This window comes from Arminella tubonensis, from assembly GCF_003240585.1.
GTDB lineage: Bacteria > Pseudomonadota > Alphaproteobacteria > Rhizobiales > Rhizobiaceae > Rhizobium > Rhizobium tubonense.
This window is the reverse complement of record NZ_PCDP01000036.1, coordinates 304,927-331,791: the sequence shown is the minus strand read 5'-3', so window position 1 is coordinate 331,791 and position 26,865 is coordinate 304,927. Positions and strand designations below refer to the sequence as shown.

At 58.5% G+C, this 26,865-nt stretch carries 19 protein-coding genes and 1 riboswitch; of the genes, 8 read left to right on the top strand and 11 right to left on the bottom strand.

Going from position 1 to position 26,865, the window contains the following annotated elements; translation table 11 throughout:
• The first annotated feature begins 195 nt into the window (after positions 1-195).
• From CPY51_RS16490 to CPY51_RS16475, 4 genes are all read left to right on the top strand, one after another.
• Complete coding sequence (locus CPY51_RS16490) at positions 196-2,508, top strand: NADP-dependent malic enzyme (RefSeq protein ID WP_111161290.1); 2,313 nt, start codon at positions 196-198, stop codon at positions 2,506-2,508.
• 161 nt (positions 2,509-2,669) lie between these two features.
• The gene (locus tag CPY51_RS33825) at positions 2,670-3,401 is read left to right on the top strand and encodes a helix-turn-helix transcriptional regulator (protein ID WP_111161289.1); all 732 of its coding nucleotides are present in this window, start codon (positions 2,670-2,672) and stop codon (positions 3,399-3,401) included.
• Between the two features lie 206 nt (positions 3,402-3,607).
• Entirely contained in the window at positions 3,608-4,252 is a 645-nt protein-coding gene (locus CPY51_RS16480) for an acyl-homoserine-lactone synthase (RefSeq protein ID WP_111161288.1), read from the top strand.
• Between the two features lie 176 nt (positions 4,253-4,428).
• Positions 4,429-5,595 (top strand): DUF2865 domain-containing protein, encoded by a 1,167-nt coding sequence (locus CPY51_RS16475; protein ID WP_111161287.1) that lies wholly within the window; start codon positions 4,429-4,431, stop codon positions 5,593-5,595.
• A 114-nt stretch (positions 5,596-5,709) separates the two neighbouring features.
• Here the strand turns inward: CPY51_RS16475 and CPY51_RS16470 are convergent, their stop codons facing one another.
• The 6 genes from CPY51_RS16470 to CPY51_RS16445 form a co-directional block, all read right to left on the bottom strand.
• Positions 5,710-8,139, bottom strand: a complete 2,430-nt coding sequence (locus CPY51_RS16470) for a phosphocholine-specific phospholipase C (RefSeq protein WP_111161286.1) — start codon at positions 8,137-8,139, stop codon at positions 5,710-5,712.
• 178 nt (positions 8,140-8,317) lie between these two features.
• Positions 8,318-10,828, bottom strand: coding sequence for a phosphocholine-specific phospholipase C (locus tag CPY51_RS16465; protein WP_111161285.1), 2,511 nt, complete (start codon positions 10,826-10,828; stop codon positions 8,318-8,320).
• A 56-nt stretch (positions 10,829-10,884) separates the two neighbouring features.
• Positions 10,885-11,964 (bottom strand): coiled-coil domain-containing protein, encoded by a 1,080-nt coding sequence (locus CPY51_RS16460; RefSeq protein ID WP_111161284.1) that lies wholly within the window; start codon positions 11,962-11,964, stop codon positions 10,885-10,887.
• A gap of 319 nt (positions 11,965-12,283) precedes the next feature.
• Positions 12,284-12,979: a 5,6-dimethylbenzimidazole synthase gene (gene bluB, locus CPY51_RS16455; protein ID WP_111161283.1), complete on the bottom strand. Its 696-nt coding sequence runs from the start codon at positions 12,977-12,979 to the stop codon at positions 12,284-12,286.
• Positions 12,980-13,021: 42 nt separating this feature from the next.
• Positions 13,022-13,230, bottom strand: a riboswitch (cobalamin riboswitch).
• Between the two features lie 169 nt (positions 13,231-13,399).
• Positions 13,400-14,230, bottom strand: a complete 831-nt coding sequence (locus tag CPY51_RS16450; RefSeq protein WP_111161282.1) for a TolB family protein — start codon at positions 14,228-14,230, stop codon at positions 13,400-13,402.
• A 6-nt stretch (positions 14,231-14,236) separates the two neighbouring features.
• Entirely contained in the window at positions 14,237-15,916 is a 1,680-nt protein-coding gene (locus CPY51_RS16445; protein WP_111161281.1) for an NAD+ synthase, read from the bottom strand.
• Between the two features lie 177 nt (positions 15,917-16,093).
• On the opposite strand from CPY51_RS16445, the gene CPY51_RS16440 reads away from it, so the two are divergent.
• The gene (locus CPY51_RS16440) at positions 16,094-18,025 is read left to right on the top strand and encodes an LTA synthase family protein (RefSeq protein WP_195909548.1); all 1,932 of its coding nucleotides are present in this window, start codon (positions 16,094-16,096) and stop codon (positions 18,023-18,025) included.
• Between the two features lie 84 nt (positions 18,026-18,109).
• On the top strand, positions 18,110-18,640 hold the full coding sequence (locus CPY51_RS16435) for a DUF1003 domain-containing protein (protein ID WP_111161280.1): 531 nt from the start codon (positions 18,110-18,112) through the stop codon (positions 18,638-18,640).
• A gap of 10 nt (positions 18,641-18,650) precedes the next feature.
• On the opposite strand, the gene CPY51_RS16430 is transcribed toward CPY51_RS16435, so the two are convergent.
• Together CPY51_RS16430 and CPY51_RS16425 are read right to left on the bottom strand one after the other, a co-directional pair.
• Positions 18,651-19,079, bottom strand: a complete 429-nt coding sequence (locus CPY51_RS16430; protein ID WP_111161279.1) for a GFA family protein — start codon at positions 19,077-19,079, stop codon at positions 18,651-18,653.
• Between the two features lie 209 nt (positions 19,080-19,288).
• Positions 19,289-20,662 (bottom strand): class II 3-deoxy-7-phosphoheptulonate synthase, encoded by a 1,374-nt coding sequence (locus CPY51_RS16425; protein WP_111161278.1) that lies wholly within the window; start codon positions 20,660-20,662, stop codon positions 19,289-19,291.
• Between the two features lie 440 nt (positions 20,663-21,102).
• Between CPY51_RS16425 and CPY51_RS16420 the strand changes: the two genes are divergently transcribed.
• A complete protein-coding gene (locus CPY51_RS16420) occupies positions 21,103-22,398 on the top strand; it encodes a TadE/TadG family type IV pilus assembly protein (RefSeq protein WP_244598708.1) in 1,296 nt (431 codons plus the stop codon).
• Positions 22,399-22,642: 244 nt separating this feature from the next.
• Positions 22,643-23,959 (top strand): TadE/TadG family type IV pilus assembly protein, encoded by a 1,317-nt coding sequence (locus CPY51_RS16415; protein WP_111161276.1) that lies wholly within the window; start codon positions 22,643-22,645, stop codon positions 23,957-23,959.
• A 41-nt stretch (positions 23,960-24,000) separates the two neighbouring features.
• Here the strand turns inward: CPY51_RS16415 and gor are convergent, their stop codons facing one another.
• The 3 genes from gor to rpiA all read right to left on the bottom strand — a co-directional run bounded on the left by gor (position 24,001) and on the right by rpiA (position 26,853).
• A complete protein-coding gene (gene gor / locus CPY51_RS16410; protein WP_111161275.1) occupies positions 24,001-25,386 on the bottom strand; it encodes a glutathione-disulfide reductase in 1,386 nt (461 codons plus the stop codon).
• Positions 25,387-25,532: 146 nt separating this feature from the next.
• Complete coding sequence (locus CPY51_RS16405; RefSeq protein WP_111161274.1) at positions 25,533-26,138, bottom strand: DUF2059 domain-containing protein; 606 nt, start codon at positions 26,136-26,138, stop codon at positions 25,533-25,535.
• Positions 26,139-26,151: 13 nt separating this feature from the next.
• Positions 26,152-26,853 carry a ribose-5-phosphate isomerase RpiA gene (gene rpiA, locus CPY51_RS16400; protein WP_111161273.1) on the bottom strand — a complete coding sequence of 234 codons (702 nt, stop codon included), beginning with the start codon at positions 26,851-26,853 and terminating at the stop codon, positions 26,152-26,154.
• Between the last annotated feature and the right edge of the window lie 12 nt (positions 26,854-26,865).

The following is a 26,865-nucleotide window of genomic DNA, read 5'->3' as shown; positions in this document are numbered from 1 at the left end:
AGACTCGTGTTTCAGGATGATGACAGATGCCTTTTCATCGGCGTATCAAGCGGTGTGCGACGGTCGCTGGATCGGGAATATGGGACCATGCATAAAACCTGTCCTCCGTCACAATTCCGTACTGTGCGCCGTGGCTGATTGATGTATGCAAGGGACTCTCAAATCGACACCGACGTGATAAGACGGAGACGCGTAATGGACACGCATGATGGATCGAAGGCGCAAAAGAACATGACGAGTGGCGATCTCGACGAACAGGCGCTTTTCTTCCATCGCTACCCGCGTCCCGGCAAACTCGAGATCCAGGCGACCAAGCCGCTCGGCAACCAGCGCGACCTCGCGCTTGCCTATTCCCCTGGCGTCGCAGCCCCCTGTCTCGCCATCCGCGACGATCCGGCAATGGCGGCGGAATACACCGCTCGCGCCAATCTCGTCGCCGTGATTTCGAACGGAACCGCGGTTCTCGGCCTCGGCAACATCGGCCCGCTCGCATCCAAGCCGGTCATGGAAGGCAAGGCCGTCCTCTTCAAGAAATTTGCCGGCATCGACGTCTTCGACATCGAGATCGAGGCCCCGACCGTCGACGAGATGGTCAGCACGATCTCGGCGCTGGAACCGACCTTTGGCGGCATCAATCTGGAAGACATCAAGGCGCCGGAGTGTTTCGACGTCGAACGCCGCCTGCGCGAGAAGATGAAGATCCCGGTCTTCCACGACGACCAGCACGGCACCGCCATCATCGTCGCCGCAGCTATCCTCAATGGGCTGGAGCTTGCCGGAAAGAAGATCGAGGAGATCAAGATCGTCGCGTCAGGCGCCGGTGCGGCAGCGCTTGCCTGCCTCAACCTTTTGGTCATCCTCGGCGCGAAGCGGGAAAATATCTGGGTCCACGACATAGAAGGCCTGGTCTACGAAGGCCGCGTCGAATTGATGGACGAGTGGAAATCCATCTATGCCCAGAAGAGCGACAACCGCGTGCTTGCCGATTCCATCGCCGGCGCCGACGTCTTCCTCGGTCTTTCAGCAGCCGGCGTGCTCAAGCCGGATCTACTGGTGCAGATGGCCGAAAAGCCGCTGATCATGGCTCTCGCTAACCCGACGCCCGAAATCATGCCGGACCTTGCCCGGGCTGCCCGGCCCGACGCGATGATCTGTACCGGCCGTTCGGACTTCCCGAACCAGGTCAACAATGTCCTTTGTTTCCCTTATATCTTCCGCGGCGCGCTCGATTGTGGCGCCGTGACGATCAACGAGGAAATGAAGATGGCCGCGGTCCGGGCGATTGCTGCCCTTGCCCGCGAAGAGCCATCCGACGTGGCCGCCCGCGCCTATTCCGGCGAGACGCTTATCTTCGGGCCTGACTATCTGATCCCCTCGCCCTTCGATCCCCGGCTGATCCTGCGCATCGCTCCTGCCGTCGCCAAGGCCGCTGCGGACAGCGGCGTGGCACTCCGCCCGATCGCCGATTTCGACGCCTATCTCGACCAGCTCAATCGTTTCGTCTTCCGTTCGGGCTTCGTCATGAAGCCGATCTTCGCGGCAGCCAAGACGGCGGAACGCAAGCGCGTCGTTTTCTCGGAAGGCGAGGACGAGCGAGTCCTGCGCGCCGCCCAGGTGCTGCTCGAAGAAAACACTGCAGTCCCGATCCTGATCGGCCGACCCTCCGTCATCGAGACGCGCCTCAAGCGCTATGGCCTGAAAATCAGGCCGCACACGGACTTCGCGGTCATCAATCCCGAGGATGATCCGCGCTTCCGCGAATATGCAGATCTGTTCTTTTCGCTGGTCGGCCGCAGCGGCGTTATTCCGGAAGCGGCTCGGACGATCGTGCGCACCAACACGACCGTCATCGGTGCGCTGGCGCTGCGGCGGGGCGACGCCGATGCGCTGATCTGCGGCCTCGAGGGGCGCTATGAAAAGCACCTGCGCAGCGTTCGCCAGATCATCGGCAAGCGCAAGGATGTCCGCGACTTCTCGGCGCTCAGCCTGCTGATCTCCCAGCGCGGCGCTACTTTCTACACTGACACCTACGTGACCTTCAATCCAACGGCCGAGGAGATTGCCGAATCGGCGGTGCTCGCGGCAGAAGAAATCAGGCGCTTCGGCATTACGCCCCGTGTCGCGCTAGTCTCCCATTCGAACTTTGGTTCCCGCGAATCGGAAAGCGCCACAAAGATGCGAAATGCGCTGCAACTCATCCGCGAAGCCGCACCGGATCTCGAGGTTGACGGCGAAATGCACGGCGATAGCGCGATTTCTGAAAGCCTGCGCCGGCGCGTCATGCCGGACAGCACGCTCTCTGACGAGGCGAACCTTTTGGTTTTCCCCAATCTCGACGCGGCCAACATCACGCTCGGCGTCGTCAAGACCATGACCGACGGCCTGCATGTCGGACCGATCCTGCTCGGAACAGCCATGCCCGCCCACATCCTCTCGCCGTCGGTCACTTCGCGCGGCGTCGTCAATATGGCGGCTCTTGCGGTGGTCGAAGCGTCACAACCGGCTTGATCCCACAGGGGGAATCCAACTTCGCTCGCGCGAAAACGGGCGAAGCAATAACTTCCTCGCTTAAAGTGTGAAAATCGGTAAATCCCCCCTTTATCTACTGGACAATTCAACCTTGAGTTGGCACCGTTCGACTCGTCGATCTTCTTCGTTCGAGTTGAACAATGCGCCAGGGATACTTCGAACTGTTCGATTGGCTGGAGCAGAGCAAACCGGTCAAGCCTGAGGATTTTTTCGAGCGAATGCGGGCCACCTACGGCATCGCCCATCTTCTCTACATCGACATTATCCCCTTCTCGCAGTCCACGCTCCTTCACCGCCTGCACCACACGCTCTCCCATGATCAGGCCCACGCCCTGGGAGGCGTTGGGCTGAACCTGCTGTTGCCGCCGTTGAGATTCGTCGCTTCATCAGTGCGACCGGTGGATCACGGGACCTTGCGTCAACAGATGCCGGCAGCAGAAGCGTTACTCACGCGTGCGGTGCTACTCGACATCCCGGCGGAGGGCATTTCTTACCCGCTACTTTCACGCGCTTCGCGCGCCGCTGCCCTATCCATCTGTATCCCGCTTGCCGCCGACGAGATGCCGTTTTTCCTCAGAAGCTTCGGTCGTGACATTCAGACGCTGGCATCTCTGTTCCATGCCGCGATGATCGACGCCGATCGACCGCGGGCCGTTAGTGACGACGAGCTCCGACTGATCACCCCACGCGAACGCGAAGTGCTGCGCTGGTCGGCAGCCGGCAAGAGCTACTGGGAAATCGCCATCATCCTCGGCATCAGCGAACGCACCGTCCGGTTCTTCATGAGCAACGCACGCGAAAAGCTGAATGTCGTATCCAACACCCAGGCAGTAGCGGAAGCAGTCTGGCGCGGCCTGATCCCGCATTGCTGATATACAGCGTCCTGGCGTGTTTTCCGAGCGCGGATTCCGCGAACGAAATTGTTGAAAAACAAAAGGTTATGTCCTCAAGGCTGATTCGATCAAATCGGAAATAGCTCTAGCGTCGAGCCGTCGCTTCTTCCACTGTCACAAGTGCCAGTATGGCGACCCTGCCTCATTTGCCAGTCTTCCGTCGAAAACAACCAACGGAGACTGGCATGATCAAACTTTTCAGCGGCACCACCCGCCATCATCATCTCGGCGCGATGGACGAGATGTTCCGGCTGCGCAAGCGCGTCTTTCACGACCTTCTAAAGTGGGACGTCCTGGTCGACGGCGAATGGGAGATCGACCATTACGATCTGTCGAACCCGATTTACGTACTCTCCTATTCTGACCAGACTGGCAGGTTGCGCGGCGCGCTCAGACTGTTGCCGACGCTGGGACCGAACATGCTCGACGATACCTTCCCGATCCTCCTTGGTCACAATCCGGAAATCCGCAGCGCCGCCGTCTGGGAGTCCAGCCGCTTCTGCATCGATCCGGAGATTTCGCAGGACCGTGCCTCGAACCAGGTGACGGTGGCGGCGGCCGAGTTGATGTGTGGCGTCGGCGAGCTTGGGCTCACCTCCGGCCTGTCGCACATCGTAACGGTCACCGATGTGTTCCTCGAGCGCATGTTCCGTCGCATGGGCTGCCCGGGCGAGCGCATCGGCGAACCGAAGAAGATCGGCTCGGTCCACGCCGTTGCCGTCTCCTGGGAGGTCAACGAGGACCTGCTGTCACGCATGAAGGCCGTCGCCGAGATCGACGGCACTGTCCTTGCAGCGCCGACGACGATGGCCCTTGCGCGCGCCGCTTGATATCATCATCGCCACCGGATGCGGGGCTGGAAAACCCGGCAATCGATACTAGGTCCTTCAGCATCTTATTAAGACGGAATACTGTATAGCAAAGACGGGTGCATTGCTCATGCTGGCGCATGCGCAACCCCCCGATCGAAGACCCTGATCGATGCCCTGATCAAGGATGGGACGTGATGCGCAACCGGAACGTTTCCTTTATATTTCTGGCGTCGCTGATGGCGGCGGCGCCGGTTGCGGCGCAGATGAATCCCGTCTGTGAGGATTTGCGCGGGCGGCTCGCCGACGTCAGCGAGACCATCGGGACGACCCATCAGGCACGGCAGTATTCGAACGCAATTGCCGAACAGGTTTCGGAAATCAGCAAGGCCCGCAGCGACTTGCGCGATCGCGGCTGCTCCCCCGAAGGCTCTGCAATCGCCGATGCCAACGATGCGGCCGCCTGTGACGAGATCGGAAGCTCTATCGATCGCATGCAGCAGGACCTGCGCTACTTGATGGATCGGCGAGCTGACGCCAGCGGCGGATCGGACAACGCGTTGCGCAGCGAGCTGGAAACGGCGCTTCGCGACAATGGCTGCGATCAACCGGTATCAACGGACGGCGACACGATCATCACCAATCGAACAGACCCGCCGCCGACGCCCGATCAACAGGCGATGCGAACCGACACGTTTTTCCCGCCGTTGGACGAGACATCGCCGAGGCCGGCGATCGGCGGTCGGAGCCTGCCGCAGAATGCCTACGGCTCGCCCGCCGGGGCCTACGGAGCCAGCGTCCGCACCGTCTGCGTGCGAACCTGCGACGGCGGCTTCTTTCCCATGACCCCTGACGCGACGGCGGCCGATTTCCAGCGCGACGCGGACAGCTGCGCCAAGATGTGTCCAGGCATCCAGACCGAGCTTTTCTTCCACTATCTGCCGAACCAGGAAACCACCCAGATGATCTCGGCGGCGACGGGAGCGCCCTATAGCGCAATGCCCTATGCCTTCGCCTACAAGAAGCGGCCGCCCGGCGAAAAATCCTCCTGCAGTTGCAACATGTCGGCCTATTACGATGAGATAAGGCGCGAAAAGGCCATGAGCGATCCGCAACCCGGCGCGCGCGCGCCCTCGGTTGTCACAGGCCAGCCGGAGAGTTCCATCACAAACATCCAGACGATCAAGCCGCAGGCACCTGCCCCGCAATCGGCCGCGAAGAGCGAACCCATCAAGACGCCGGAGGATCGACCTTACGATCCTTCCAGCAAGGTACGCCAGGTGGGCCCACAGTTCCTGTCGACCGAACAGGGCAAGATCGACCTGAAACATCCGGCAACGCCCGGACCCCAACCGGCGCAGTAGGCCCGATCGGCCATCCCACAGCAACCTCGATGCCGCGACAGTGAAAGTCGAAAGGGCTTATCCGATAGCGGATGCGAGGCAAGCGATCGATGGCTCCTGCCTCGCATCCCACTCCTAAAGGTTCAACAGTATTGCGCCGTCGGAAGGCGGCGTCGCGACTGCCGGTCCGGCAACCGGGGAGGCCAGCGGGGTTGCTGCCGCTGCGCCGCCTCCCCCTGCCACGGGCGTTGCAGTCGCCGTCATCACAGGAATGCCCTCGTAAACGCGTGTGACTGCGTTGTAGAGCCTGCCGATAGCCGGATCACTCTTGCCGATCCTGCCGTTTTCCAGATGCCCGGCGTAGCGACGCAGATAGCGCGAGGTGTTGTTGGCATCAACGAAGGCCACATCATACCAGCCATCCGCGGTCACCACCTCAACCGTGCGCGTCCCTGCGTCAACGGTCTTGGTCCTGCCCGTATAGGCATCGATCACCTTCACCTTGCCGTTTACCGCTGGCCAATCGAGGCCAAACTCGACGCTGCCTCCCTCCGACAATGACTTCACATCGGCAATGTCCGGCATGAACCCTTCAGTACCAGCGAGCGCGTTGCCCTTGAACTCGAACAAATAGCCGTTGGGCCCGTAGACCACATAGGAATAGTCGCCGGGCGTACCGCCGGGTCTTTGCGTTATCGGGACCTTGTCGGACAGCTCTACCGGCGCTCCACCAGCCTTTGCGCCTTCGATGCTGTAACGCAAGGGGGCGTCGTCCTTGTCATAAGGAATGACATAGAACGATGAGCCGAGCATGCCGCGGTTTCTAAACGTATACTGCAATTTTTTTGACGCATCGCTTGTGAACCTGACGAAGGCCTGCATGTCATAGCCGATCGGAAGAATATCGCAGCGAGTCGTGTCCTGCTTCGCTGCTACAGGTTTATCCTTGTCCGGATCGGCATTGACCGTATTCATATTCGGCGAGAAGGCCCCGGTGGCTCTGACATTCGCCCGCTGTGTATCTGTCAGGATCACGGCCGGCTGGGTCGGATCGATCACCGCAGCCAATTCACTTGTCGGCTTCTGCCGGTCAAAATCCAACGCACTCGTCAGATCGCCGGCTATCGCCTGACGCCAGGAGGAAATATTGGAGAAGACCGGCGCGTCTTTTGCCTGAAGCTCCCTGGCGATCAGCCAGGTATCGAGAAAACGGATAAAGGAGGTGTGATCAAAAACCTCGGAGCAGACCCTTCCGCCTATACTCCAGGGGGAGATGACCAGCGTCGGTACGCGAGTTCCCATGCCGAGAGGCTCGCCGGCAGAAGCGAACCAGCCGGTCGTTGCCTGCGTCGACTCCGAATTAATATCGGTCGGGGCGGTCGCAGGCGTCAATTTAATCCCCGGGGATACAAGCCCGTCCGTTGTTTTCATTGGAGCGACCGGCGGGAGCACATGATCGAAGAAGCCGCCGTTTTCGTCGTAGGTGATCAGGAAGAGCGTCTTCTGCCAGACTTTCTTGTTCGCAGCGAACGCACGTAGGATTTCATGGACATAATACTCCCCGAAATGGGGCGGATACTTCGGATGTTCGGAAAATGCCTCTGGCGCAACGATCCATGAGACCGCCGGAAGCTTGTCGTCGATTATATCCTGCTCGAATTGCGAAGGTACATTGGCCGTTTTCCGAAGGATCGAGTTCACGCTCTGGGCTTTGGCGTATTTCACTGTTGTCTTGTTCTGGAACTGCTTGAAATATGCGATTGTATTGTCGCCGTAATTTCCATCGAACGGATCAGAAGGCCATCCCAAGCCATCCTGGTAGAACTTCCAGCTTACACCAATATCCTCCAGTTTTTCCGGATAGGTCTTCCAATCGCTCCCAAACGAACCGAACAAAGCCAAGGTGCTAAAGGAAAAGTTCTCATTGTTGGCCTTGCTCGTTCCCGTCCAGAAATAGCTGCGGTTGGGGTCCGTTGGGCCGTTCAGCGAGCAGAAATGAGCGTCGCAAAGGGTAAAAGCCTTAGCCAGTTTGAAATAAAGCGGAATATCCGCCTCGGTATAATGCGCCATCGCGACGATTTGCTTTTGGGATATCCATTTGTCATTCAGGCCATTGTTCCACGCGGCAAGCCCGGTGGAATGATCGTGTGCAGGGTCCTGAAGGAAGACGTTGCCTGAGGTTCCGGGATCGCTGGCATCGTCCACCGGCTTCGGGCCTGTGCTAGGCAAACGATAAGGCCGCACTCTCTGCGCTTTTGGGTCAACCTGCGCTTGATGCCAGACCGGCTCGCCGTCCCTCATGCGCAAAGGCCTGGGATCACCAAACCCGCGCACGCCGCGTAGCGTGCCGAAATAATGATCGAACGAGCGATTTTCCTGCATCAGCAGCACAACATGCTCGATATCTTCGAGCGATCCTTTGCAATGCATGTCTGTCGTCAGGAGATCGTTGATCGTAGTTGTCGATTGCGCCAGCGCTTCCCGCATATAGGAAGAACATGCGGCATAGGCAGCAGCACTGGTGCCGGCAAGCCCCAGCTTCTTAATAAAATCGCGTCTGTTCATAATAATATCCTGAAAATTAACCGTGCGTTTTCAAAAACTTGAATACGTCAATAATACTGATGGAACTTGCAGGATCGGCTGCCGCGGATAGCGGCAATGCGTATAGTTGCGATGACGGCTTTCTGAAATCATGACTGCGAGGCAAGCGACCTATGACCGCCTGCCTCGCATCAAATCCCTAAAGGTTCAGCAGCGTCGCCCCACCGGAAGCAGGCGTCGGCGCAGCCGGAGAGCTAGCCGCGACAGCCGCCGGTGGCGTTGCCGCCGCGGCTCCTCCAGCCACGGGTGCCACCGCCGCGATGATCACCGGAATGTCCTCATAGATGCGAGAGATCGCATTGTAGAGTTTGCCGATTGCAGGATCGCTCCTGCTGATCTTGCCATTCTCGAGATGCCCGGCGTAGCGCCGCAAATAGCGCGATGACGTGTTGACGGCATCGACAAAGGCAACGTCATACCAGCCGTCGGCGGTTGGGATGTCGACAGTTATGGAAGCCGCGGCTGTTCCAGCGGAGACAGTCTTGAAATCGCCCGTATAGGCATTGATCACCTTCAAAGAACCATTGGCCCCCGGCCAGTTGAGCGTAAAGCGGATGGTCTTGCCGTCATCGGCTGAAACGGCATCCATGATATCGGCCAGTTGTCGTTCCGTGGCACTTGCCGCGCTGCCTTTGAATTCGAACAAATACCCGTTCGGACCGTGGACCGCATAGGAGTAGTTTTTAGTGGTTGCGTTTGCTGCTCCAAACGCGGCGTAGGCACCGGCATCGGCAGCGATCGTCACAGGGGCACCCCTCGCCCCTTCGATAGCAAAGAACCAGGGGCCATCTCCCGGAAACGCGCCGGTCCTGTCATAGGGAATGACATAGAAGGACGCAGCAAGCTTGCCCCGATTGGTGATGGGGTATTCCACACGTTCCGAGCCACCGCTCGCAGCCCTGATATAAGCGCCGACGAAAAAGTCATATCCGAGCGGCAAAATTTCGCAGCGTGTCTTGTCCTGCTTTGACGGGGTAAGCTTGTCCTTGTCCGGATCGGCGTTGAAATTGCCGAGGCTTGGAGACAAAGCGCCGGCATTGTTTGCATTCGTCTTTTGGGTCGCGTTGAAAGCGACACCCAGACGGGCGGTATCGACCACCGAAGCCGTATCCACGAGCGGTACGACCCTGTTGAAATCGAGTGCGCTGGTCAGATCACCTGATATGGCCTGACGCCAGGATGAAATCCCGGGAAAGTTCGTATTCTTGGGTTGCTTGCCTTTTGCACTGAGCCAGGAATCGACGAATTGAATGGCCGAGGTGTGATCGAAAACCTCAGAGCAAACGCGCCCGCCGGCGCTCCACGGCGAAATGACAAGCGTCGGCACCCGTATTCCCATGCCCAGCGGCTGACTGCTGCTGCTGGCCGTTGCCTCTGAATTGACGTCCCGTGTCGTTGTGCCACTTGTCACGGTTATCGCAGGTGAAGTGCTTCCGATGCTGCTGCTCAATGGTGGAACCGGCGGAAGAACGTGGTCGAAAAAGCCGCCGTTCTCATCATAGGTGATGATGAAGACTGTCTTCTTCCAGACCTCCTTGTTGGCGGTAAACGCGCGCAGAATTTCGTGAACATAATATTCGCCCAGATGCGGCGACCATTTCGGGTGTTCACAAAAGGCTTCAGGAGCGGCGATCCAGGAAACGGCCGGCAGCTTGTCGTCAATAATATCCTGCTCGAATTGCGACGGCTTGTTCGGATCAGTCCGGAGAACTGAATTGACGCGCTGGTTCTTCTTGTTGATCGAAGCGTAGTAAGCCGGATCAGCCGAGGTCGCGGAAAAATTTGCCCTGTATTGCGCAAAATATTCGAGCGTATTGTCGCCGTAGTTCCCGGCAAAGGGGTCTCCTGTCCAGGTCAAACCGTCCTGGTAGAATTTCCAGTTGACTCCGATATCCTCCAGTCTCTCGGGATAGGTCTTCCAGTTTGCCCTGCCTGCTGTGCCAACACTGTCTGCTACGCCGCTGAACGGACTGTTGCTGTTCTTGCCATTGCTGGTTCCCGCATAAAAATAGCTGCGGTTACAGTCTGTTGGACCATTGATTGAGCAGAAATATGCGTCGCACAATGTAAATGCCTTGGCCAACTTGAAATAAAGGGGGATATCGGCTTCCGTATAATGCGCCATCGAAACGATCCCCTTTTTAGAGATCCACTTGTCGCTCAGACCATTGTTCCAAGCGCCGATGCCACTCATATAGTCGTGAGCCGGGTCCGTTACAAACACACCACCGACAGTTCCCTCGGGACTGGTGTCGTCGATCGGCTTGTTGGCCGCACTGTTGGGCATGCGATATGGTCTAATTCTTTGGGCCGTCGCAGCGGGGGGCGTTGATGTAGCTCCTGATTGCAGCTGATACCAGATTGGTTGCCCATCCCGCATCGTCAAAGGGCGCGGATCGCCAAACCCGCGTACCCCCCGCAACGTCCCGAAATAATGATCGAAGGACCGGTTTTCCTGCATCAGGAAGACGACATGCTCGATATCTTCAAGCGAGCCTTGCGTCTTGCATTCGGCAGTCGCCGTCAAAAGATCGTCGATCGTATGTGTCGATTGCGCAAGAGCCTCGCGCATGTAGGCGGAACACGCGGCATAGGCTGCCGCGCTGGTGCCGGCAAGCCCCAGCTTCTTAATAAAATCGCGTCTATTCATAATAATATCCTGCTAGTAAAATATAATTTTCGGATCTTTGAATATTTCAGTAAAAATTACTGGAGTTGCGGCACCTTCGGTTCGCAAACATTCTTGGCAAACTGAAGTAATTTTGCGTTCGAAGCATCACGATCTGCGATCGCCTTCTGTTGATCTACCTGTGTACTTTGAAGTCTATTTTGCAAATCAACCATCGCTTCATTCGCCTTGGCTAGGGCGGTATTAGCTTCCCCAAGCTGAATTTGCAGCGCGTCTCGCGCGCTCGTCACGGTGGTCAGATCGGTGTTGGCCTTTGTCAATTGCGTCTGCAGATCGTCCCGGGCGCTCGTCATGGTAGTCAGATCGGCATTGGCCTTGTCGAGCTGTGTCTGCAGGGCAGATTTGTTGCCTTGGGCCGTATCAAGCTGTGCTTGCAAAGCATCCCGTTCGGCAACCCTGGCGGCCAGATCGGTATTGGCCGTGGCGAGCTGTGCCTGCAGGGCAGTTTTGTCGCCTTGGGCCGTATCAAGCTGTGTCTGCAGTGCATCCCGTTCGGCAATCCTGGTGGCCAGATCGGTATTGGCCGTGGCGAGCTGAGCCTGCAGGGCAGTTTTGTCGCCTTGCGCGGCGTCAAGCTGTGCTTGCAGAGCATCTCGTTCAGCGATCCTGGTGGTCAGATCGGTTTTGGCCGTGGCGAGCTGTGCCTGCAGGGCATCTCGGGTAGCCGTTAGGTTGGTTCGATTAGCATCCGTCGTTGCCAATCCATCTTGTAGCGCATCTCGCTTGCTTGCCGCATCGACCAAATCCGCCTTGGCCTGCGTCAGCTTATCGGTGATATCGCTCTTTTCCTTCAATATCACTTGGATTGTTTGGTTGAGCTGGTCGCGTTCTGCAGCAACGACGTCCTTTTCTCTGATTGAGGTCTGAATGGTAGTGACGAATTCGGCGTTCTTCTTCGCAAGAATGTCTCTTTCACCGCTGACGGTCTGGACGGTGCTCGTAAGATCGGCAATCGTCTTGCTAGCCTTGTCGAGTTCGGCGGCCTGCGTGTCGAAAGTGGATTGTGAGACCTGTTTTGCCTGGTTCGACCCTTGGTCAGACCCATTGCAGGCCGCAATGAAAACCAGCGGCGATAGTAGATAAAATCGATACTTCAAAATCGCTCTCCAAAAAATAATTATAATAAAGCTTTGACGAAAACGGCCACTATCGGCACGCCCTTGTCTGTGTCCAAAAGGCTAAGCTAGCGAACGAGCCGTAGCGGTAGAACTGAAAATGTCTTGCGGTTCAAAAGGCCGGGATAGCGACGGTTCGTAAAATTCTGATGACGGTTTTTTGAAAGTATGACGAGAGACTAGTCACAGCTGCAGGTCGCCTAGCCGAAACACGTAGGAAGCCAAAAAAGCGGTTTCGACTGAAATTCCATTATCGACGGGGCTCGGCGCACGGTCATCCTACGAGCGTCTACTCGACCGGTTAAAGCCTGGCGTCGGCTTCTTGCCAGCGATCATGGAACACCAGCTCGTCGAGCGGCAATCGTTGCCGCCAACCCTTTACCGCGAGCTCCGGCTCTCGATATAGTTCATCGACGAAGCCGAGACATAGCCAGGCAACGATCTCGATCCTTTCGGGGATGCGGAGTAGCGCACGGATGTCGGCATCGTGAAAAATGCTGACCCAACCGACGCCCACCCCCTCGGCTCGCGCGGCGAGCCAGAGATTTTGAACGGCGCAGACCGTCGAAAATGCGTCCATTTTTGGATTGTGGGTGCGCCCCAGCACGACGCTGCCGGCGCGGTCGGGATCGCAGGTAACGCAGATGCTGAGCGGCGCCTTGCGGATGCCCTCGAGCTTTAACGAGCGATATGTGTCGCGCCGTTCTCCATCGAACATCAGCGCCGCTTCTTCATTCGCGCGGCTGAAGGCCCGCCAGGCGGCCTCGCGAACATCGGGATCCCGAACCAGTATGAAATTCCACGGCTGCATGAACCCCACGGAGGGTGCGTTGTGAGCGGCACCAAGCAACCGACCGATCAGATCGTCGGGCAATGGTTCGGGCAGGAACTGGTCGCGGACGTCACGCCGGGTTTCGATGGCGCGGTAGACGGCTTCACGCTCAGTCGCGGAAAAGGCTTGCGCGTGGACGAGAACGTCCTTCGGATCGGGTCGCATCGTTTATCCCTGACAATGCCGACCTAGCCGCCGTCCGCGCGGATCAGTCTATCGTATCAGGCCGGTCTTCTGACTTGGCTTCGTCTGGCTGCCGCTGCCTTCCCGGTTTAACAACCAGTGGCAAACTATTGAAAGAGCGGTCATCTCTTCCCCGCGGCAATCATCCGCCTCACAGCGTTGGGCACGTGCCGGAATTTCGCCGGCTTCCCGATTCTCCCGCTCGCGCGGGCACCTGATCGCAAAGCTATGCGCGATCCATCAGCCGAATGCAAGTGGATCGCAGCGGCTTGCACCAAACCTCAGAATGACCGGGTTCGCCTCAGAAGCGCGGCAATTTCCTCGCTGCCGACTTCTCTCGCCGCGGCTGCCGATCGACTTAGGATTTCTACATGCGCTAGTTAGGCCTGTTCCCAGACCGTATCAGGCGACCGGCTCGTACCTGACATAGGCGAATTCATCGCCGTCAGGCGACCAATTCGGCACATTGATCGTGCCCTGCCCGCCGAAAAGCTCGAACAGCGTGACGAGATTGCTGCCGTCCATGTCCATGAGCCGCAACCGCACATTCAGGTCGCGCGGGTGGTCGAACACATCGGCGTCGTATGAGATCAGAAGCACCTTGTCGCCATTCGGCGACGGGTGCGGAAACCAGTTGCCGTAATTGTCGTCGGTCACCTGCTGCACGTCGCTGCCGTCGGGGCGGATGCGCCATATTTGCATGAGACCGGTGCGGCTGGAGTTGAAATAGATCCACTGCCCGTCGGCAGAATAATCAGGACCGTCATTGCGGCCCTCCCCATGCGTCAGCCGGAGCTCGTCGTCGCCCTCGACAGAATTGGTATAGATGTCGAAGACATTGTCACGGATGCCGCAATAGGTGACGCGCTTACCATCAGGCGACCATCCATGCCAGTAAGACGGCAGGTTCGTCGTCACCTGTCGCGGCGTGCCGCCCTCGGATGGCAGCACATAGATGCAGGACTTTCCGAACATTGTCTTGTCGGAGATCGCAATCAGCGAACCATCAGGTGAAATCCCGTGGTCATTGTTCAACCTGACGGCAAAACCCGTATCGACTTCCTCAAGCTCGTCGCCGTCGTCAAGCGGGATCCGGTAAAGCTGGCCGTCACCGTTCACCAATAGATAGCTTCCATCCGGCGAGAAGTTGGGCGCCTCCAGCAGCTGATCGGTTTGCCACACCACCCCGTTCTCGCCGGTGCGGATGTTGTAGATCTCGACTGAACTGCGCATTATTTATTACCTGTCCCGGAACCGGTTGGTGATCGGATAGCGTCGGTCGCGACCGAAGTTCTTCTTGGTGATCCTCACACCCGGCGCCGATTGGCGGCGCTTGTATTCGGCAAGATAGAGCAGATGCTCGATGCGATGGACCGTCGCCACGTCATGGCCGCGGGCAACGATCTCGTCAACTGCCATTTCGTTTTCGACAAGGCATTCGAGGATATCGTCGAGCGCGGGATAAGGCGGCAGCGAATCCTGGTCCGTCTGGTTGGGGCGAAGCTCCGCCGATGGCGCCTTGTCGATGATGTTGACCGGAATCACTTCGCCCGATGGTCCGAGCGCATCCGGCGGCACATGCGCGTTGCGCCAGCGCGCCAGCGCATAGACCTGCATCTTGTAGAGGTCCTTGATCGGATTGAAACCGCCGTTCATGTCGCCGTAGAGCGTGGCGTAGCCGACCGACATCTCCGATTTGTTGCCGGTGGTCACAACCATCGAGCCGAACTTGTTGGAGATCGCCATCAGGATCGTCCCGCGGGCACGGCTCTGCAAGTTCTCTTCGGTGATGCCGGTTTCAGTACCTTCGAACAGGCCGGCAAGCGCCGAGCTGAAGCCCTCCACCGGCTCCTCGATTGAAACGATATCGTACCGGCAACCGAGCGCTCTCGCGCAATCGGCCGCATCCTTGAACGAATCCTCCGACGTGTAGTGGTAGGGCAGCATCACCGTGCGCACCCGCTCCTCGCCGAGCGCATCCACCGCGATCGCAGCGCAAATGGCCGAATCGATGCCGCCGGAGAGGCCGAGCACGACCGTCTTGAAGCCGTTCTTGTTGACGTAGTCGCGGAATCCGAGCAGGCAGGCGCGATAATCGGCCTCCTCGTGTTCGGGAATATGCGACATCGGACCTTCGGCGCAGTGCCAACCGGCGTCGCCCTTTCTCCATGTCGTCACCGCCAGCGCCACCTCGAACTCGCTCATCTGGAAGGCCAGCGACTTGTCGGCGTTGAAGGCGAAGCTGGCGCCGTCAAAGACAAGCTCGTCCTGACCGCCGACCTGGTGGGCATAGATCATCGGCAGCCCGGTCTCGATCACCTGCTTCAGAACGACCTGATGGCGAATGTCTACCTTGCCGCGAAAATATGGCGATCCATTCGGCGATAGCAGGATCTCTGCGCCGCTTTCGGCCAGCGTCTCACAGACGCCGAGCTCACCCCAGATATCCTCGCAGATCGGGATGCCGAGGCGGACGCCGCGAAAGTTCACCGGGCCCGGCATCGCTCCCTGGTCGAAGACACGCTTCTCGTCGAACTCACCATAATTCGGCAGATCGACCTTGTCGCGGATGGCGATGATCTTGCCGCCATCCAGAACCGCGATGGCGTTGTAGCGTCCGGTCTCGTCCTGCCTCGGAAATCCGATTACGACGCCCGGGCCCCCATCCGCCGTATCGGCGGCAAGGCTCTCCACAGCCTTCAGGCAGGCACGGATGAAAGCCGGTTTCAGCACAAGATCCTCAGGCGGATAGCCTGAAAGAAACAGCTCGGTGAACACGACGAGATGCGCGCGTTCCCGCGCCGCATCGGCGCGCGCCTCGCGTGCCTTGGCAAGGTTGCCCGCGACATCGCCGACCGTTGGGTTGAGTTGCGCGACCGCGATGCGGAACGCCTGGGTGATGGAAGTTTGTTCTGTCATGCCACACATTTAGCGCTGGTGCGTGACCTCTGCAACGCCGCGGGCATCACAATTATTGATCGGAGCGATCAGAAAATAACGCGGCGATCACAAGGCCTTGAAAGCTCATAGTTCATCTAGCGTTCATATAGGCGATGTGACAGTAATAAGACAGATTTATGAAATTTGGAGATAGCGTTGGTCGCGTTGGTCAACAAGCCCGCGTCGGGTCGCAGGTTCGGCATTTTTGCGCGCCACGGCCTGTCGGAAGATCAGTCTCCCGCCGCTCGTCTCGCGGCCAGTCTTGCCTTTTCGTTCACGATCTCTGTAGCCACGGTTGTCGCGGTGGAGTGGATTGCTCGCGGCTCCTTCCGGGATATTCCGGCGTTTATGGTATCGCCGGGGCGCCCGGGCTACACGACAGTCGGCGTGCTCATCCTGGTCATGCTGTCGCTCGATGCCTTGTTCGGCCGCGCCTACCAATCGGCGCTGGTCGTCGTGCCGCTGGCCATAATCCCGGCGATCGTCTCCAGCCAGAAGCAGCACTATCTGTCCGATCCGCTCTACCCATCGGATTTTCTTTTCGCCCGCCAGATCATGCAACTCATGCCGGTTATCGTGAAGGACCGCCCGGGGACCGCCGTGGCGGTTGCCATCGGCATTGTCGTCGCGCTAGTCGCGCTTGCGCTGCTCTGGCGCTATGCGTGGCGACATTTCCAAGTGCTGTCGCGCCGCGCTCGCCTTACGCGACTATCCATCTGCCTTCCGGTCTTTGCCGCCTTCGTTTCGCTGATGGATTATTCGCAATATTCGGCAATGCGCGATCATCTCCAGGTCATTCCGATCATGTGGGACCAGAAGGAGAATTATAGCCATAACGGCTTCATCATGGCCTTCTCGCTCAATGTGCCGATGGCACATGTTCAGGCGCCGGCAGGCTATGCGAGGGAGGCGATCGACGCCATTCCGGCCCGAAACTACGGCTATCTCTCCGGTCCGCGCGAAAAGCCCGATGTGATCATGCTGATGAGCGAATCGTTCTGGGATCCGACGCGCATCTCCAACCTGACCTTCACACCCGATCCGCTGCCCAACGTCCGTGCCGCTCAGTCGGGATACGTGTTCTCGCCGGAGTTCGGCGGCATGACTGCCAATGTCGAGTTCGAAGCGCTTACCGGTTTCTCCAACGCCTTCCTGCCCTATGGCAGCATTCCCTATCAGCAATATGTTCGTCGCCAGCTCCCTTCGCTTGCCACCTTCTTCCGGGGCGAAGGCTATGCAGCCCGCGCGCTTCATCCCTTCAGCGGGTGGTTCTGGAACCGGAACGAGGTCTATCGGGATTTCGGCTTCGAGGAATTTCGAACCGAGGAAACGCTGCCGCCGATGGAGAAACGCGGCATGTTCGCCTCCGACGATTCCCTGATGAAGGAGATCATGCATGAAGGCGAGGAAGAGGAACGGCCGTTCTTCTTCTTCGCCGTTACGCTTCAAGGCCACGGCCCCTACGAGGCCCATCGCTACGAGAACAACACGACTGACATTAAAGGGAGCACCCTGACCGATGCCGATCGCGAGACGCTGGCGACCTATACCCAGGGCGTGAAAGAAGCCGATGCAAGCCTGAAGATGCTGATGGACTGGGCGTCCAAGCGCGAACGGGAGACGATCATCGTCCTCTGGGGTGACCATTTGCCGCCACTCGGGACGGTGTACCCCGATACCGGCTACATGCCTGAGCAGGTTGCGACCCGCAAGGCCGCACTCGACGTGATGAAACGCGAGCACGAGACACCGCTGGTCATCTGGTCGAGCAAGAAGGGCGTACGCAAGGATGTCGGCACCATCAGCCCTGCCCTCATCCCTTACAATGTCCTGAAGACAGCCGGTTTCGAGCATCCGTTCTACACCGGCCTCCTCGGCCGCGTTCAGAAGAAATACGGCATCATCGACCGCTACCAGCTGGCGACGCGCGACAACCAGACTTTTCCGAATTGGGTGCTGAAAGACAAATCCATCGACCCGGTGATGCGGGACTATCGCTACCTGCAACACGACATGATGTTCGGCAAGGAATACGGGTTGGGGCGCTTCTTTCCATCGCACGCCTGGCTCACCGGCCAGAGTACCTGATGCAAGCAATAGCCGTTTTCAAGTTGCAATTTACCCCGACAGAAGAATACTGGCGCCGAAGACGATTAGCCCGCGGAGCCAGGCATGTATAACCTACCGAATTTCGTTCACACCCATTTCGACAAGCCTGCCGAAGAACTCGGCGACATCGAAAAGCGCGTGCTGAAGAAGGCACACGAACGCAAGATCATCTCGACTGATGTCAATGCGGCCTTGTCAGCCGAAGCGTCGGTCGGCCAGCGCCTGGCCGACGATATCGCTCGTATCGGCGGCTCCTGGGGCTTCATCATCTCCTTTCTCACGTTCCTCGCGGTTTGGACGGTGATCAACACCATCGTCCTCGCCACCCGCGCCTTCGACCCCTACCCCTTCATTTTCCTCAACCTCCTGCTGTCGATGATCGCCGCAATCCAGGCGCCGATCATCATGATGTCGCAGAACCGCCAGACCGAGCGCGACCGCTTCGAGGCGGCCAAGGACTACGAAGTCAATCTCAAGGCGGAGCTCGAAGTCCTGTCGCTACACCAGAAGATCGACTTGCAGGTATTGACGGAGCTGTCTTCGCTGCGGCAGGAGGTCTCGCAACTGACCACGATCCTGGCGGCCAAGGGCTGAGAGACAACCATCAATCCGATGGCCCCGCGGTCAATAGGCCGGGCCGGCCCTGGCGGTATTGCGGCAGGCCGTCGCTAATTTCATAGAAATCACCCTTGTCGGCACAATAGATGTGGTAGGCAAGCTTCAGATCGCTCGGTTCGTCGAACAGGCCTGCCATGATCGAGATCTCGTCAGCGCCGTCCGCTACCCAGAACAGCGCCGAGCCGCAGACATTGCAGAAGCCGCGTCGCGCGAACGAACTCGCGCGATACCAGGTGATGTGATCCTCACCCTCGATTTCGATCTGGTCGACCGAAACGTTGGTCGCGGCGTAGTAGAGCCCGGTTTGCTTCCGGCATTGCGAGCAGTGACACGCCACCACCTCCCGTAGTTTTCCGTTGGTCCTGAAACGAACGGCGCCGCAAAGGCACGATCCCCCATGCTGTTCGTCGGCCATGGCTTCCCCTCTTGTTGCTGCCCTGCGCAGGGTCGCAACGTCACGCGTGCCTAGGCCTGCGTCAAATGGAAAAGAATGATCGGATCAATCAAGGCGATTGATCCTGCCGCAGCCTCTCGGCTCCAGTTCTGAATGCACGCCGAGGCGGAAACGAAAACGGGCCGATCGAAGACCGGCCCGTTCTCAAGAATATTTCCCGACGGAAACCGTCAGCCGTTGGCAGCCAACCGCTTCTCGTCGCGGCCGCCCTTCATGCGCTCTGCCAGCAGGAAGGCAAGTTCCAGTGCCTGGTCGGCATTGAGGCGAGGGTCGCAATGGGTGTGGTAGCGATCCTGCAGGTCGTCGGCAGTGACGGCGCGGGCGCCGCCGGTGCATTCGGTGACATCCTTGCCGGTCATCTCGATATGGATGCCGCCCGGATGCGTACCTTCCGCACGATGGATCTGGAAGAAGCTCTCGACCTCCGACAATATCCGCTCGAACGGCCGGGTCTTGTAGTTGTTGAGCGTGATCGTGTTGCCATGCATCGGGTCGCAGGACCAGACGACCTTGCGGCCCTCGCGTTCGACGGCGCGAATGAGCTTCGGCAGGCTGTCCGCCACCTTGTCGTAGCCGAAGCGGCAGATCAGCGTCAGGCGCCCGGCTTCGTTGGCCGGATTGAGGGCGTCGATCAGTTCGATCAGGTTGTCAGGCGTCAGTGACGGGCCGCACTTCAGGCCGATCGGGTTCTTGATCCCACGGAAGTATTCGACATGCGCATGATCGAGCTGACGGGTTCGATCACCGATCCAGAGCATGTGGCCTGACGTGGCGTACCAGTCGCCCGAGGTGGAATCCACACGTGTCATCGCTTCCTCATAGCCAAGAAGCAAAGCCTCGTGGCTGGTGAAGAAATCCGTCTCGCGCAGGTTCGGCTGGTTCTCGGCAGTGATGCCGATCGCCTTCATGAAGTCCATCGTTTCGCTGATGCGATCCGCCAGCTTCTTGTAGCGCTCGCCCTGGGGGCTATCCTTTACGAAGCCCAGCATCCACTGGTGCACGTTTTCAAGGTTCGCATAGCCACCCATCGCGAAGGCGCGCAGAAGGTTCAGCGTCGCAGCCGACTGGCGATAGGCCAGCAGCTGGCGTTCCGGGTCCGGAATGCGCGCCTTTTCGGTGAACTCGATGCCATTGACGATATCGCCGCGATAAGCCGGCAGCGTGATGTCACCCTGCTTCTCGACATTCGACGAGCGGGGCTTTGCGAACTGTCCCGCAATACGGCCAACCTTGACTACCGGCAGCTGGGCGCCGAATGTCAGGACCACCGCCATCTGCAGGAAAGCGCGGAAGAAATCGCGGATATTGTCAGCGCCGTGTTCGGCAAAGCTCTCCGCGCAGTCACCGCCCTGAAGCAGGAAAGCGTTGCCCTCGGCGACATTGGCGAGGTGCTTCTTCAAACGACGAGCTTCACCGGCAAAAACGAGCGGTGGAAAGGTTGCAAGCTGGGCTTCGGTCGCTGCCAGTGCTGCCTTGTCCGGATATTCCGGCACCTGCTGGATCGGTTTCTGCCGCCAACTGTTCGGGGTCCAATTCTGTGCCATTTCACTCACCTGTCTCAAAGCCGGTCTCCGCCGGATGTCCCGTCGTCGTTAAATAACGGCGGCTTATAAACCTTTGAGACCGGCTTGCATAGCATCCGTGCAAGCCGTCCGTTACGAGATTTCTGTGTGTTTAAGCCGCGCCAATCCATCAGACAGGAGCGAACGGTCGCGCCTGCAAACGTCCGGACGTCCCTGCGTTCGAGGACGGCAGGAATCGTCGGGACGACGTCACGCAGAACGCCTTCCTGCGACGATCACGACCCCACCCGCGCCGCCAGCGACTGGCGAATACGCAGAATCTGCGGCTTCTTGTTTACCAGTCGCTCACCAGATTGCTTTGCCGGGTATTTAGCTTTTCCAAATACAATCAAATTAGGAATTAAAGGCCGTGGTGGTCACGACCGAGTTGGCACAAAGGGCGACGTGGGATGCGGCTGTTTATGTGGAGCTTATGGCAGCGCTTCTGCAGCGATAGAGACGGCAATTTCGGAATCATGACTGCCTTGGTAATGGTGCCTCTGATCGGCGCCGCAGGCTTGGCCGTCGACGTCTCGAACGCCGTCAGCATCCGCAACGAGCTCTATTCCAGCGCCGACGCCGCAGCCGCAGGCTCGCTCGCCGAGAAATCACCGGGCATGGCGGCGGCGATGATCATGCCCTCGGACGGCTCGGTGAGCCTCGCGCAGGCCGATGCCAAACAGCTGTTTTTCGGTCAGGAACAGGATGATGGATCGCTGCAGGATGTCGCAGTAAACGTCAACATCGACGTTACGAAGACCGCCAACACCGTGAAATCCAATGTGACCTTCACGGCAACCATTCCAACCACCTTCATGCGTATACTCGGGCAGGATACTATAACTGTTTCCGGTAACGCATCGGCGCAGAACCAGCTGGCGACCTATATCGATTTCTACATGCTTCTCGACAACACCCCCTCCATGGGCGTTGGCGCGACACCCAAGGACGTCGCGAAGATGGAAAGCAATACCAGCGACAGCTGCGCCTTTGCCTGCCACCAGATGGATACCAGCAATAATTACTACGCTCTGGCAAAGAGCCTCGGCGTCACGTTGCGCATCGACGTGGTCCGCGAGGCGACGAAGAGCCTGACGACAACGGCGGTCAACACCCGCACCGCGGCGGATCAGTACCGGATGGCGGTCTATACGTTCGGCGCCGCTGCCGAGAAAGCAGGGCTCACCATGGTCTCGGCCCTGACATCGGACATGGCGCAGGTCAGCCAGTACACCGACGCCGTGGATCTGATGACCACGCCAAAACAGAACTACAACAACGACGAACAAACCGATTTCGACAACACCCTGACGCAGCTGAGCGCGAGCATCCCGACGCCCGGCAACGGCACGAGCAGCCTGGACCCTGAAAAGGTCGTCTTCTTTGTCACCGACGGGGTCGGCGACAGCAACAAGCCGAATACTTGCACGGAGCCGACAACCGGCGGACGTTGCCAGGAACCGATAGACACGTCTTTCTGTCAGCCCCTGAAGAACCGCGGCATCAAGATCGCCGTGCTCTACACCACCTACCTGCCGCTGCCGAACAACGCCTGGTACCAGCAATGGATAGCGCCATTCCAGAGCCAGATTGCAACAAGGATGCAATCCTGCGCCTCACCGGGATACTATTTCGAAGTCAGCCCGACAGAAGGTATCAGCGACGCCATGAATGCGCTTTTCCTGCGCATCCTGCAAAATCCGAGACTGACGAATTGATGGAAAAAGGCCAGGTCGATTGCGCCGCTTCCGCGATCGACCCCTTCTGTCGGAAGCGCATTGCAATGGCACGTCAGCGACTAAATTGCTAAATAATCGCTGTCGGATTTACCAGGCGCTTACCACATAATTTCTCTGATTATTCAGAAGCACTACCTATGCCTGTAAAGTGAACGCAGCGATCGACTAGCCGTCAGGCTTCTCCCTTGCCGCGAATTGCAACTGGTGGGTGGGTAGACAGATCATGGAGAATCGTTGGCAGCGCTTCTGGAACTGCAGGGACGGCAATTTTGGCCTGATCACAGCCCTGTTGATAGTGCCGCTTCTCGGTGCCGCAGGTCTGGCGATTGATTTTTCCAACGCACTGAGTGTCAGGACGCAACTCTTCACCGCCGCCGATGCGGCCGCTGTCGGCTCGATTGCGGAGAAATCTCCCGCCTTCAAAGCAGCCGTGGCCATGTCATCGGACGGTGCCGTTGCCGTAGGACCCTCCGACGCGAAAAACCTGTTCTTTGCTCAAAGGACCGTCGGCATCGAAGCCGACAAGGTGAACGTAGACGTCAGCGTGACGAAGAAAGGCGTTATGCTGCAGTCGAACGTCACATTCAACGCCTCGATACCAACCACATTCCTCCGCATCCTCGGCAGGGACACGATCAAGATTTCAGGAACCGCGACGGCAGAGTATCAAACAGCAACCTTCATCGATTTCTACATGCTGCTCGATAATACCCCGTCGATGGGTGTCGGCGCCACCTCCGCCGATGTTGCAATGATGGTGGCTGCAACAGCGAAAAACAAGGACGATGCCAATTGCGCATTTGCATGCCACATCGTTTCCGAGACCGGTGTCGAGGATAAGAATAGCTACTATAACCTCGCGCGCAACATCGGGGCTACGATCCGCATTGATGTCGTAGCCAAGGCGACGAAAGCGCTTGCAAAAAACGCATCGGATCCAGGTGCCAATCGCTTCCGCATGGCCGCATACACATTCGGCCAGACGGCGATGGATGCCAATCTCTATACGGTATCCAAACTGACATCCGACCTTGCCGCCGTCGCAAAAGCCACCGAAAATATCACGTTGATGAGCATCCCCAGACAGGGCTACAAAGACGATCAGCTGACAAGCTTCGACGAAGCACTAACTAAGATCGACAAGGAAATCGACACGGCAGGCGATGGCTCCAGCAATACGCAGCCGCAGAAGATCGTCTATTTTGTTGGAGATGGCGTCGGAGATAGCAATAAGCCCAAGGGCTGCACAAAGAAGCTAAAAGACGCGACGCGATGCATAGAACCTATCGACACCAGCTATTGCAAGAAGCTGAAGGATCGCAAAATCAAGATAGCGGTGCTCTACACTACCTACTTGCCGCTACCCACCAACGGCTTTTACAACTATTGGATAGCACCCTTCCAGACCTCCATCGGCAGCAAGATGGAGGAATGCGCGAGCCCCGACCTGTATTTCGAGGTCAGTCCAACGGACGGCATTGATGCCGCGATGAAGGCCCTTTTTCAAAAGGCCGTCGCCAGTGCGCGCATCACGAGCTAAGTGGCGAAATCCAGCCCCTGTGATTTGCCTTCGGTGCCAGTCTAGACCCGTTTTCCGTCGATGATGCGATAGCTCGGCGAGTACATCGTCACCAGTTCCTCGGATGCCGTCGGATGCACAGCCATGGTCCGATCGAAATCATCCTTGGTGCAGCCGGCCTTCAGCGTGATGCCGAGTAGCTGGGCCATCTCGCCGGCGTCGTGGCCGAGAATGTGGGCGCCGATCACCTTGCGATCCTCGGCATTGACGATGAGCTTCATGATCATCTTTTCGTTCCGTCCCGACAGCGTCGCCTTCATCGGCCGGAACTGGGCGCGGTAGACCTCAAGCGCCTTGTAGCGCCTGGAAGCCTCCTCTTCACTCAGGCCGACAGTGCCGATCTCCGGCTGTGAGAAGACTGCGGTCGCGATCAGATCGTGGTCCGGCTTGGTCGGGTTGTTCTTGTATTCGGTCTCGATGAAGCACATCGCCTCGTGGATCGCCACCGGCGTCAGCTGTACCCGATCGGTGACGTCGCCCAGAGCATAGATGTTCGGTACTGATGTACGTGAATAATCGTCGACGACGATGGCGCCGCGCTCATTGGTCTTCACGCCTGCAGCCTCGAGGCCAAGGCCCTTGGTATTCGGATCGCGGCCGAGCGCCAGCATCACCACGTCGACATCGAGCAGTTCGCCTTTCATCGTCCGAGCCTGCAATCCGCCCTCGACCTTGCTCACCTCCTCGATGACATCATGGCAAAGAATCTGGATGCCCTTGGCGACCATTGCCTCATGCAGACCTTGGCGCATGTCATGATCGAAGCGGGAAAGGATTTCAGCGCCGCGATAGATCAGCGTCGTCTTGACGCCGAGGCCGTGGAAGATATTGGCGAACTCCACGGCGATGTAGCCGCCGCCGGCAATGAGGATCGACTTCGGCAACTCCTCGAGGTGGAAGGCCTCGTTCGACGAAATGCAGAGCTCGTGGCCGGGTAGTGCGCTGTGATGGTTCGGTGCGCCGCCGACAGCGATGACGATCCGGTCAGCGGTTACCGTCTTGTCCGTCTTCACCAGCCGTACGGTGTGGGCGTCGACCAGCTCGGCCCGAGTATCGAGGATATCGGCCTTGGCGTTGTCGAGACCCTTGCGATAGAGGCCCTCCAGCCGCGCGATTTCCTTGTCCTTCGCTGCGATCAGCTTCTTCCAGTCGAACGTGCTCTCGCCGACAGTCCAGCCATAGCCGGTCGCGTCCTCGAAATGCTCGTGATATTGCGACGCATAGACGAACAGCTTCTTCGGCACGCATCCGCGAATGACGCAGGTGCCCCCATACCGATACTCCTCGGCGATCCCGACCTTCTTGCCGAGCGATGCCGCCACGCGTGCGCTGCGCACGCCGCCGGAGCCGCCACCGATGACGAAAAGATCATAATCATAGGAAGACATTCGATAACTCCTGCGGAAAGAGACGCGGCGAACCGCGTGGAGAAGCTGGTAGACAGCGCTTGTAACAGAGCCTGATATAGGGAGCGCCGGGGCAAAAAGAAAAGCCCGGAAAACCCGGGCTCTTCATTTTCGAATAGGGAAGAGATTTACTTCTTCGGAGCCGCTGCAGGCTTCGGTGCGGCCGCAGGCTTCGGTGCCGCCGGTGCGGGTGCAGCCGTAGCGTCGGTGGCTGCAGGAGCAGCGGCTGGCGCCCTCACGACGACCTTGTCGAGCGCAGCACCGCTCTGGTTGGCGAGATCGCGAGAGATGCCCTGCCCCCAGATATCGGCGGCCTTGTAGAGCTCGCGCGTGGCGATCGGCCCGTCCTTCAGGAGCTTTTTACCGGCTGGCGAGGTGTAGAATGCAGCGATGGCGTTCAACTCTTCAACGCTGAAGGCCTTGGCATAGGTCGAGGCGGCTTCCCGCTCGAGGTCTGCCCGGCGGGCGGCCAGAATGAGCGCCTGCTGGTCGACGGTCGAGCTGATCACATTTTCGAGGTCCGGATTGGCCTGGATCATCGTGCTCTTCAACTGCTCTGCAAGATTAGGCAGAATGTTGTCGAACTGGGCAGTGACCCCAAGCGCTTCGATCGCAGCACGTGCTGCCTTGATCTGCTCGTCGGAGACTTCCTGCGCGTTGGCTGCGCCAAACGCAATGCCGGAAAGAACGATGGTCGCAGCGGCAAAACGGCCAAGACGCGCTATTTTGATCATGTGTTCAATGCTCCTATGTATTTTTCGCTTGCAGCGTCCGCGCGCCTGCCGGACCGGCAATGATTGCAAGCGTAGCCATGTTGATGAAGAGCCCGTGTTCGACAACGCCGGGGATCGAATTCAGCTCAGTCGATAGCGCCTCTGCCTCAGGAATGCGGCCAAAAGATGCGTCGATGATGAAGTGGCCGCCATCCGTCATGAAGTTCTCGCTGCCGGATTGCCTAAGGCGCAATTCGCCGGAAAGGCCGAGCCGAGCGGCAACTTTTTCAATCTTGATACGGGTGGAAGCAAGCCCGAAAGGGTTGACCTCGATCGGCAGGGGAAAGGCGCCGAGCGTCTCCACGACCTTGCTTTCGTCGGCGATGACGATCATCCGCGTCGATGCGGCCGCCACGATCTTTTCGCGCAGCAACGCACCGCCGCCGCCCTTGATCAGCCGCAGCGAATGATCCACCTCGTCCGCACCGTCGATCGTAAGATCGAGTTCCGGAAGTTCGTCCAGGGACTTCAACGGCACACCCAGTTCGACGCAGAGCCTTGCGGTGCGCTCAGATGTCGGAACGCCCTCCACCTTCAGGCCATCCGCGACCTTTTCTGCAAGAAGCCTTACGAACTCTTCGGCCGTGGTGCCCGTTCCGATTCCAAGCCGCATGCCGCTCTCGACATAAGCGAGAGCCGCCTCCGCAGCCTTGATCTTCATTTCGCGGGCGTCCATGCGCCACGTGCT